General features: G+C 56.6%; 6 protein-coding genes. 1 reads left to right on the top strand and 5 read right to left on the bottom strand.

Translation table 11 applies throughout. The features are described from left to right. Positions 1-18: 18 nt before the first annotated feature. The 4 genes from ACTWLJ_RS13540 to ACTWLJ_RS13525 all read right to left on the bottom strand — a co-directional run bounded on the left by ACTWLJ_RS13540 (position 19) and on the right by ACTWLJ_RS13525 (position 8,498). The gene (locus tag ACTWLJ_RS13540; protein ID WP_445181171.1) at positions 19-3,633 is read right to left on the bottom strand and encodes a Tc toxin subunit A; all 3,615 of its coding nucleotides are present in this window, start codon (positions 3,631-3,633) and stop codon (positions 19-21) included. A 145-nt stretch (positions 3,634-3,778) separates the two neighbouring features. Further along, positions 3,779-7,282 carry a hypothetical protein gene (locus ACTWLJ_RS13535; protein ID WP_445181170.1) on the bottom strand — a complete coding sequence of 1,168 codons (3,504 nt, stop codon included), beginning with the start codon at positions 7,280-7,282 and terminating at the stop codon, positions 3,779-3,781. Between the two features lie 240 nt (positions 7,283-7,522). Continuing rightward, positions 7,523-7,882 carry a PilZ domain-containing protein gene (locus tag ACTWLJ_RS13530; RefSeq protein WP_445181169.1) on the bottom strand — a complete coding sequence of 120 codons (360 nt, stop codon included), beginning with the start codon at positions 7,880-7,882 and terminating at the stop codon, positions 7,523-7,525. Positions 7,883-8,111: 229 nt separating this feature from the next. Next, positions 8,112-8,498 carry a tetratricopeptide repeat protein gene (locus tag ACTWLJ_RS13525; RefSeq protein WP_401214154.1) on the bottom strand — a complete coding sequence of 129 codons (387 nt, stop codon included), beginning with the start codon at positions 8,496-8,498 and terminating at the stop codon, positions 8,112-8,114. A gap of 172 nt (positions 8,499-8,670) precedes the next feature. On the opposite strand from ACTWLJ_RS13525, the gene pyk reads away from it, so the two are divergent. Further along, positions 8,671-10,122 carry a pyruvate kinase gene (pyk, locus tag ACTWLJ_RS13520; RefSeq protein WP_445181168.1) on the top strand — a complete coding sequence of 484 codons (1,452 nt, stop codon included), beginning with the start codon at positions 8,671-8,673 and terminating at the stop codon, positions 10,120-10,122. A 205-nt stretch (positions 10,123-10,327) separates the two neighbouring features. Here the strand turns inward: pyk and ACTWLJ_RS13515 are convergent, their stop codons facing one another. Next, entirely contained in the window at positions 10,328-11,077 is a 750-nt protein-coding gene (locus ACTWLJ_RS13515) for an enoyl-CoA hydratase-related protein (RefSeq protein ID WP_445181167.1), read from the bottom strand. Positions 11,078-11,099 lie beyond the last annotated feature (22 nt).

Here is an 11,099-nt window from a genome sequence, read left to right as displayed (position 1 = left end):
CGGCAACACGCGTCGTCGTTACAAAAACGTGATGGGTTCGAAATCCGTCGAATGTTCACTGCTTTCGATCATCACCGTGACGACGAACGTTCCTCCAGTCCGACTGAACAAACGCACCCGGCTGAAGCCCTTGGAATCGGTGAAGTTCTGTTCTGGGCGGATTACTGCAGACTTCGAATCGTCGTCGGACGCGACAGTCCAGCGCACGAGGCGGTTGCGTCCGAGGTTCTTGTATTTGTCCTGCGCCACGACCGATAGCTCTACTTCATGACCTTTGGGTACTGGCTCAAGCGGAACCTGTGATATCAACGGCCCCGGGAAGAACAGCGACTCCCCATCATCGGTGATATTGATTAGCGGGCCCTGTTGAGCGTTGATCAGGGGCACCCAAAACAATGGTCTCTCTTGCCCCATGACCGTGCCGGGCAAGTAGTCGGCTCTGACCTGTCCACTAGTCTCGGTCGCGCGACTCTGCATCGTGCCCAGGCTCGTTTTCCAGTGCACAAGAACCCCGCTCAACGGGGCGCCATCTGCATCAGTGAGGGTCACGGTAAAGATTATTTTCTCGTCGGGTTTATTAGCGATCACCTCGGTCCTGTCCTCGACACAGGTCATGATGACCAGCGGTTCAGACAACTCATCGTTGAAAGAAACCACCGGTGCACGCGTTTCCGAAATGCTGAGTACGGCATGCTCGGCCGCAACTCGATAAGCTTCCTTGTCGACAGTCTCGGGCAGATTCCCCACGAGGAAAATTGTCAGAGCGTCCATGCCGCTGTGCCCCGCCAGCACGCGAATGCGCATCAGCAGATCCAGTTGGCTCAGGCTCTTGAGAATCTGCGATTGCGGATCGATGTGGGCGACACACTCGCGCACTTCCTGCACGCTCCAGTCAAAAAACTCCGCGAGCCGCAGCGCCGCCGCCTGCTGTACCAGCCTTAATGCATCGCCTGTCAAAGGCTGAGGCAAGGCATTGACCTCACGCAGGTAGTCGAGAAGTTTCTCGCCAGACTGTTCGCTCAGCTCAAATGCCCGAGTCAGTGAGGTCAGGTAGTACAACGTCGTCATCGATAGCAGATGCCGGTCGTCTTGATCCATCCAGGCTTTATGGCCGTATTGCAGTAAGTCATCCAGCAGCAAAGCACTCAGATCCAGTTTGCTCACTACCGCACTGCGTCGTCGCACATCCGCCAGCAGGCTCAGCAAGAAATCCGGTTTTCCGGACTCACGCACGCCGTCCTGCATATCCCGTTCACCACGTTCGAGCACCAGAACCAACAACTGATCGACCGTAGACTGCGACCACGTCAGTACCCGTAGACCGCGTTCAGCGTCGAGGCCGGTGTAAACCGCCAGGCACTCGCGGACGACCGAGACTTGTGCATCTCTAGCCTGTAACAATACGGTCAACATCCGTTCGACGATGACGCTTCTGACAGCCGCGTCATTTTCGCCGAGACCGTCTTTGATAGCCTGGTTGAGCACTTCTCTGGCAAAAACCAGATATTCAGGCTCCGCCATTGGTGAGGTGATGACCAGTCCGGCAGGATGGATCAGCCTCACCAGCAATGCCGTCCAGTCCAGTCCAACTGGCGCAGGTACGCCAGCCATCACCAGGCTCGCATTGTTGAACAGGGCGGCAGGCAGCAGATTGCGGATCTGATCGAAAAAACGGCGCTCCTCTTCCGTGGCGACAGCCAGTGCTTGCGGCGGCGAAACCTGCTGCAGCATCCACAACACCGGCATTTGTCGGTCCTTGCACCAGGACGCGCATGAATGCATGGCATAAATAAGATTGAGGGCGTCCGGAGTCGTACCATTACCGGTTTTCTCAACGATTTGAGGCAAACCAGCAAGACCGTTGAGCCAGCTGTCACCACCCAGAATCGCCAACATCAGGACGCCTTCGACGGGGGTCATACCCAGCATTCGCGGCAATTTCACCAGCCGATAAAAGCTCGAGATAATGGCCGGGTTGCGCTGGAGTGTTTCACTGCGTCCATGAGCCCGGGCAATGGCGACTGCCAGGTAAACGTAGGTTTTCAAGTCGATGCCCAGACCACTGCACAACTGGCTGATGGTCAAATCGCTCACACCTTGCACCGGCAATATCGCAAACTCTCCGCCGTCCAGCATCAGCGGTTGGCGATACGTACCTTGGCTATTGAAAGTCCGGTCAAATTGCGAGAGCACCTCACCACGACCGTAAATCGATATTTGATCTATAAACGCCGCGAAGTCCTCCGCAGAACAGCCATATCCTTCGCGTAACGACTGGAACAGCCCCAGGGCATGCACCACGTGACTGGAAATCCACTTTTTATATTGCGGGGTGGCGCCACGCGTCTCTGCATTGAATGCGGCTGCCAGTAGCGCATCCACCTGTTCACTGGGCAGGCCCAGCCATCGATCCAGACGCAATTTGCGGTTCATCCGCTCGTAGGGGTCAATGATGGCGGGAGACACTGACAAACGATGCATGAATGCCGATTCATGGTCGTCGTAATTGATGGTGATCGAGGCCGCACCTGCGCCGTTGATAAACACCGAGCCGGAACGCGAACTGTCGCTAATTCCGGTCTGTTCCGGGTAGACCGTGACATTGTCTGAGCGCGTCGGGGCAGAATTGCGAATCGACAACAACTCCTCAATGGCCCGAGCCTCCATCCGGGTTCGCTCACCGAAAAAGCTCACCTGATTGAGGTTCTGCCATGTCATCTCGTCCGTGCCGAAGTTATGCAGACAATAGGCAATTCGTGCCTCACTGTCGTCGGCAGCTACGGGAGCCTCCGTCAGTAACTGGCGCTGGTACGGCCCCAGGCGCGAAGCATGGGCAAATGCACGCGCTGCATCGACATCCCAGGCATCTGACCGCAAGAAATAGGGGTAGGCGTTGTCCACCATATGAACAAAATTGCCGACCGAAAGGCCATGTTGGCTGGCGACAAAATCGAGTGTGACCCAATGCTGATAGTAGGGCAGGCCGTTAGGGTAATGGGCCGTAATCAGCGCCTGCTCCAGATCGGTTTTCTTGCCTGCTTCATCCTCTGTGGCGTTCTCGTCGATGAACGTCTCGAGTACTTGAACAATGATGTCTAGAGCGGATACCACCTGGTGTACTGAACTGAAATCGACGAGCAACCTTTTCAAATCGCTCCGCCGATGATGTAAATCCAGGCTTTTATCGTCACCCTCGGGAAAAATTTTGTCATCGATCCAACGTAACAATTCGATCAGATAGGCCACAGGTGAAGTAATAGATTCCAGTGCCTCTGGTGGACAAAGCGCATCGAATTTCGGCTCGAACAATAGTTCATAACTCGGCCCGGCCACCATCGAAAGCAAACCACTTTTGGATTGCGTGACATGGACTGCATCACTGGTCAAAGAGTGTTCGATGAATTGACGTCGAATATAGATTGCCAGGCTATTGGCTCCGCGCAGAAATGCCCGCGCATCATCCGGGCTCAACTGGTAATCCTTGATCAGTCCCTGAACACCACGCTCCACAACGGGAAAAATTGAGCCATCGTTCTTCAGGTAGGCGCAAAAATCAGCATAGGTCTCGCGTTGCTCTTCGCTGAAAGTCCGCGCAAACAGTTGTTCAATGGGACGAATCACTGAGTCAGTCATGACCGGAGCTCCCTGTATTATCGTCATGCGCAAACGAGATCACTTCATCGTTTGAACGCTTGGTGCATAACCGAATGTGCGCCACCCGCGCTGAGCACGTCTACTGTCATAAATGACAGTAGACGTGCTCATTCATCGAAGAAAATCAGTCGGGCGGCGTTGAAGACTTTTCAAAACGTCCGCTTTCGATCCAATCGGAGAGAGTCGCGCCATCTGCATCGTCAACGATGGTCTGCTGGAAGCGGCACCAGTGGCCACCGTCGCGAAGAGGTTGCCCAGCCGCGCTCTGCCACCCTTGAGGGGTGACCGGAATGTTTTCGCTCAAATGAACATCTGGATCGTACCAACTCGTTATCCGGCCAACGCCCCGCCGCCCGTTGCCGGCGAAACTGATCGGGGACTGGACCCACTGACCGGTCGCGGGCTTATCAAAAACCGGCAGGTAGGTGCCCCGTACCACGGGGTGCACGGCTGACTCGGAAGATTCGAAGCCGTCACACGAAGCGATAGCCACCAGATTGCAGATGCCAGGGGGCGCGTCCAGTGTGAGCGTCAGTGACCAGCTGCGATCTTCAAGCACCGGAGTGCTCCCAAGCACCACACGTTTGCTGCCATTCAACGCCAGTGTTATCAGGTCCCCAAAGACGCCGAAACCTGACGCGACGAATGACTGACCAACATGAGAGCCCTTGCCGGGACTTTCGATGATCGGTGCAGCGGGGACTACTTTGAAACTACGTAAAGGGCTGTCCTTCGACTCGTGGGTCTGGAAGAACTGCCTGGCCTTAAAAATATACCTGCCGACCGGCATCGTTAGCTCGGCCTTCCACTCACCCGATATGCTGACCGGGATTTTTTCGAGTAACGGCGCGGATTCCCCCTGACTCCATATCGCCACCTGACAGAAAGGCATGCCGGTCCCGGAGATCGTGAAGGTCCTTGGCAGTGGCTGATCCTGTTGCGGTACGTCGATCAACGGAGGCTTCAGCACCACGAAAAAATTGCGCTCGTCACTGGGCCGGGATTCCTTGCCAGCAATTTTTTGCCTGGCATTAATCTGGTACTTTTGAAACTTCAGATTCTCCAGCTCAACTTCCCAGCCGCCATCAGCAGTCAGTGCTTTTTCCGCCCCCAGTGGTTGTTGAAACTGTGCGTCGTAAAGTTGCAGTAATGCACCTTTTTGCCCGTTATTTCCGCTGACAACAATGTCACGAGCAACCTCTGCATTTTCGGCAGGTTCGGTGATGATCAGTTTATTCGGGTACACCGAAAACTCTCGCAGCGCGGGCAGCGAATCTTGCTGGGCAATGGTCTGAATCAACGTAGCGGTATGTACTTTGTCCAGATCAAAATCGGTTGATCGCTGGAACGTCCAGTTGCCAGTTCTGCCGTCCGGTTTGTGTTCCGTATCGCTGTCGCTGAACCTGAGGGACAACGCCGCGTTCGCCAGGCAGGTACCTTTGAAAACCACTGGCTGGCCATCACCTTCGATGGGACTGATGACCGGTGCTTCTGGTGGGATATCGACAGCTATCGTTACCCACCGCGACCAGACATCGTTCAGTGACTGCCTGATATATACAATACGGCGGTAAACCGGCCCCCAGGAACTGGAAGCACTGCTTGACCATACGCCATCACGGACCTCGGTAGCCGGAGCCGCCGGAGTAATTCCTTCATCAAAATAGATCTCCAGAATGGCACCATTCGCCCCCTCCCCCGAGAAGGTTGGTGTGTAATTCTGCACCGTATACTTCACATTGAAAGGGACCGGAGCTGCCTCGATGTTGACCACAAGCTCCACAGCCTCGGATTCCGCATCCCCCAATCGCTGAACCACCCGTACAGTCCGCGTGCTGCCCGGTATCCAAGGAGATGAGGCGGTGGTCAACCAGCCTGCGGTTGTCACCTGAACAGGCGGTGCGACCGGGGAGTTACTCTCTAGAATGTGCACCTCCGCGCCAACATTGCCTTGCCCAGAGAAGCTCGGAGTAAAATTGCTGACGCTGTAAGCCACTTGGCTGGGTGGCGGCAACTTCGTTAAAACGTCGAATCGATACTCGAGCGAAGGAATCCAGCCGCCGGCATTGTCGGAGACCTTCTGGACAAACTTCAGGTCGTATTGACCGATAGGAAAGTTCTGTGAAGTCGTAGTCCAGCTGCCACCTGCGACGAGCGCCGCAGGTGGCACTGTGGCGCCTGCGGGGCCTTTGATGATCGTGACCTCGACCGTGGCGCCGGGATATCCGGAGCCTGAAAATCCAGCGGTGGTGATGGCTGGGAAATTGACGCGGACCGACGCAAGTGCAGGCGGGCGAACCTTGAAGAAACGAGCGACGCTGACATCAGAAATGACTCCCGATACACGTTGCTGCGCGACAATCGAAAACACGCCGGGTGGTATGTCCTGAGTAAACGAGGTGACGATCCATTGGCCACTTTCTCCCGCCGTACCCTGACCGATTTTGAAGGAGTGTTCCAAGTCCTTGAGCACCTCGACCGTGGCCCCCGAAATTGCATTACCTCCGAAAATCGGCCCTCGTGGATCAGTTACCGCGTCGCTTGCCGGCAAGGCAATCGTCGGTCGCGCAACCAAGGTAAATAATCGCTCGGCGGACCAGTCATTCATGTCCCGATGGCCGACATGCATTTTTACGATGCCGCCGTCGGGATAGTTGCTCGAATTAAACGTTACCTCCCATTCCCCATTGACTTTAACGACGGTGGTGCCATGCAAAATGCCGCCGCCTGGCGTCATGACATCGATGGTTTTACCAGCTGCTCCCCGCCCTTTTAACAGTACTGTGCTGCCAGTCTTGAAGTACGATCCGTTTGCCGGTGCGGTGAAGCTTGGTGGTGGCAGGGCCAAACGAACGGTGACAGTGTTGGATCTGCGGGAAGCTTGACTGCCGATAACTTGTAAGGCATAAAAAGATAACGCACCGCCCGGCAGCGTCACGGAGGCGCTCCAGCGTCCATCAGACTGCACGGCTGGATACCCGATAATAGGGTAATTTTCAGCTACAGCAATCAGCCTGATATTCCCGTTCAGGAGCCCGTTTTTTCCGGAAACGGTAAACGGCATCGTGACCGCCGTACCGGACACCGGCGATTCGATAATGGGTGTCTGCGCAGGGCGAATGCGCACTCCCCACCCTTCATGCGGCTCGACATCATTGTTCGTACCGTCATAATCGACCCGAATAACCAGATACGAATCAAAATCAGGAGCCGCCAGTGAGGACTCCAGGTGTACTACGTGGTCGTGCCAATTCTGATCTTGAACAAGGTTGTCTTTTGAGTTGTGACGAACGTAATCGCCGAACCGAAGGGCGATATCCAGGTTTGCCCTTTTCCAGTTGCCAAATCGCGTAGTCATATAGTAACGCAGAGTTCTTACATAGATCCGGCCACTTTCAAACTTGTATTGGCATTGCACCTCGGTTCTCAGCTGCGGCACGCGAGGATGTGACTGATGCAGGGTTGTGGAAACGGCATCCGCCCAGAACACCTCGGAGAACTGTTCGCCTCCACTCTGCTTGCGCGGTAACCCTTCCTCTTCAGAGGTGCTCGCAGCAGATTGTGCCTGGACTTCATCAGCGCCCGGCGCTGTCTCGTCTTTTTTCCCATCATCAACGATGTCGTTCATTTCAGCGGTTCCCGGGCAGTGGTCAGCTAAGGTAATGGGATCAACATACGTACACTCCCATTCAGCGACCACTGTCAGAACTGACAGTCAGAAAGACTCTTTTCGTCTTAAAAATCCTCGACTGATAGCCAAAACGACAACACTTTCGATTAAGTGCAAGGGGCTTGCGGTTGGCATGAGGTCGCTCTACCGCGAGCAGGCGTTGCACCAAGGGTCGTGATCTTTTGCTTTGGCGGGGTATCAGACAGAAGCAGGCAATGGCTGAAAACTGAAGTACTGCTGCAACGCTCTTATCAATTGCCCGAACTCCGGCGGTGCCTGTTGCAGGCTGAATCCGGCGTCGTAATGCAGTGGGGTTGCGTCTTCGTGGCACCACAGGCAGCAGGCGGTAAAGTCGATCACCTGATTGCAGCCATCACCCTGGGGGATTTTCAGGCGCAGGTGGAAGTCCACCCCGGTCATCATCGGCAATTGGCTGATGAGCATCAGCCCGTCCTCCGACACGTTACCCAGAAAGCCGATGGGCCTGTCAGTGACGCTGTTGAACACTCTGAGGAAGTACGGCAACTGATGCCGTTCTATTCGGCGGTCGGTGAACATGCGCAGTCAACCATGCAAGGCTCCATCACAGAGCCGCACCTTTGCTTCGGAACGGGCCTGTGTGGCAGGCACGCTCTCCCCGCTTCCGGTGTGACGGTCGCGACCTCGCCGTCACCTGACTTCTGCCAGTCGCAGGTGTTGCTCAAGTTTAGAGGCCAGGCTCTAAACCCGAGTCATTCGACTATAGCTCAGCTTGTACACACGGCCAGCGTTTGTATGACAACTAACATCAGAAGCGAGCCGGTGGCACCACGGCTGCGGCGCTGCGAGTCGGGTAATGTCCCAGGCTCTGCAAGGTTTCCAGACGCGCACGGGCACGGAAGGCGTATTCGCTGTTGGGGTAGGAGCTGATGATGAACTGGTAAGTCTGCGCCGCATCGACAAACATTTTCTGCCGTTCCAGGCACTGACCGCGCATCATCGACACTTCCGGCCACACGTAAGGGCGGGCCCGGCTGGCGCGCTCGACCTTGGACAGTTCGAGCATCACCTGCTCGCAATTGCCGCGATCATAGGCGCTGTAGGCGTTGTTCAAATGATGGTTCATCGACCAACGGGTGCAGCCCGTGACGGCGAGGACGCTGAGGGCAAGGGCGGCAATGGGTACGAATCGCATGAGGGTTCTCCTGTCTTGAGCTCTGTATCGACCCATCGTCGGAAATCTTCAGGCGCGTTTGTCCCAAAGTTGCCGCGTTCAATAAAGAAAGTAATAAGTAGTGCAAACGAACAATGACTACACCCCAAGAGCATAGTAGCCTCTGCTAGCGCTTGAACTCAGGAGTCTTTGCATGTCCGTCCGTCGTACCAAAATCGTCGCTACCCTTGGCCCGGCCAGTAACTCGCCGGAAGTTCTCGAACAGCTGATTCTGGCTGGTCTGGACGTCGCCCGTCTGAACTTCTCCCACGGCACCCCCGACGAGCACAAGGCTCGCGCGAAGCTGGTGCGTGACCTCGCTGCCAAGCACGGTCGCTTCGTCGCCCTGCTCGGTGACCTGCAAGGCCCGAAAATCCGTATCGCCAAATTCGCCAACAAAAAGATCGAGCTGAAGATCGGTGACAAGTTCACCTTCTCCACCAGCCATCCGTTGACCGAAGGCAACCAGCAAGTGGTCGGCATCGACTACCCGGATCTGGTCAAGGACTGCGGCGTAGGCGACGAGCTGCTGCTCGACGACGGCCGCGTGGTCATGCGCGTTGATACCGCCACTGCCACTGAACTGCATTGCACCGTGACCATCGGCGGCCCGCTGTCCGATCACAAAGGCATCAACCGTCGCGGTGGCGGCCTGACCGCTCCGGCCCTGACGGAAAAAGACAAGGCCGACATCAAGCTCGCTGCGGAAATGGAAGTCGACTACCTCGCGGTATCTTTCCCGCGTGACGCCGCCGACATGGAATACGCCCGTAAACTGCGAGACGAAGCCGGCGGCACCGCGTGGCTGGTGGCGAAGATCGAACGTGCCGAAGCCGTGGCCGACGACGAAACCCTCGACGGCCTGATCAAGGCGTCCGACGCGGTGATGGTTGCCCGTGGTGACCTCGGTGTGGAAATCGGCGACGCCGAGCTGGTGGGCATTCAGAAGAAAATCATTCTGCATGCACGCCGCCACAACAAGGCTGTGATCGTTGCGACCCAGATGATGGAGTCGATGATCCAGAACCCGATGCCGACTCGCGCCGAAGTGTCCGACGTGGCCAACGCCGTGCTCGACTACACCGACGCCGTGATGCTGTCCGCTGAATCCGCCGCAGGCCTGTACCCGCTGGAAGCTGTGCAAGCAATGGCGCGTATCTGCGTCGGCGCTGAAAAGCACCCGACCGGCAAGACTTCCAGCCACCGTATCGGCAAGGAATTCACTCGCTGCGACGAGAGCATTGCACTGGCGACCATGTACACCGCCAACCACTTCCCGGGCGTTAAAGCGATCATCGCGCTGACCGAAAGTGGCTACACCCCGCTGATCATGTCGCGTATCCGTTCTTCGGTACCGATCTACGCCTTCTCGCCGCACCGCGAGACTCAGGCGCGCGCAGCGATGTTCCGTGGCGTGTACACCGTACCGTTCGACCCGGCCTCGCTGGAACCGCACGAAGTCAGCCAGAAGGCTATCGACGAGCTGGTCAAGCGCGGCGTCGTGCAGAAAGGCGACTGGGTCATCCTGACCAAGGGCGACAGCTACCACACCACCGGTGGCACCAATGGCATGAAGATCCTGCACGTTGGTGATCCGCAGGTCTGAGTGACTCGCTGAAAAACAAAAGCCCCGGCATGTGAGTGCCGGGGCTTTTTGCATTCTGATCCAGAAGATGGGGTGCCTGTCTGGACCTCTTCGCTGGCAAGCCAGCTCCCACAAGGATTTGCGCCGAGCACAAACCCTGTGACCACCACATAACCCTGTGGGAGCTGGCTTGCCAGCGATAGCGCTCGCCCATTCAACGAATGACTCAATGCCGTTTGATAAACCCGGTCAACGCCGCCAGGGCTTCCGGCGAACGTAGCCGTTGGGTGAACAAAGCCCCCTCCTCTTCGATCACCTGGCGAATCAACTCGCGATCCGGAACTTTCATCAGCTGCTTGCTGATACGCACCGCTTCCGGCGGTAACCCTTCGAACCGCAGCGCCATCTCCCGTGCCTTGCTCAGTGCAGCTTCGCCACTGCCCAACGCTTCAGTGGCGATGCCCCACTGCGCAGCCTGCTCACCACTGAAACCCTCGCCGAGCAGTAACAGCTCTGTCGCTTTCGCATGCCCGAGCAAGCGCGGCAGGATCAGACTGGAACCGAATTCCGGGCACAAACCCAGATTGACGAACGGCATGCGCAACCGTGCATCGCGGCTGACGTACACCAGATCGCAGTGCAGTAACAATGTCGTACCGATACCCACCGCAGCCCCTGCCACCGCAGCGATCACCGGTTTGCGGCATTCGAGCAGGTTAAGCATGAAGTGGAATACCGGGCTGTCGAGATCGCTCGGCGGTTGTTGAATGAAGTCGGCGATATCGTTGCCGGCCGTAAAACATTCGGCACTGCCAGTGATCAGCACGGCGTTGATTTCCGGGTCGGCATCGGCCTGCTTCAAGACGTCGGCGAGACGACTGTACATCGCTCGGGTCAGGGCGTTTTTCTTGTCCGGGCGATTGAGGCGCAGGGTGAGCAAACCGCGTTCACGTTCCAGCAGAATGGCTTCGGTCATGGCGTGTCTCGTAGCGAAAGTC

Source organism: Pseudomonas sp. McL0111 (assembly GCF_052567255.1).
The sequence above is the reverse complement of the archived record's forward strand: the minus strand, read 5'-3'. Positions and strand labels throughout refer to the sequence as shown.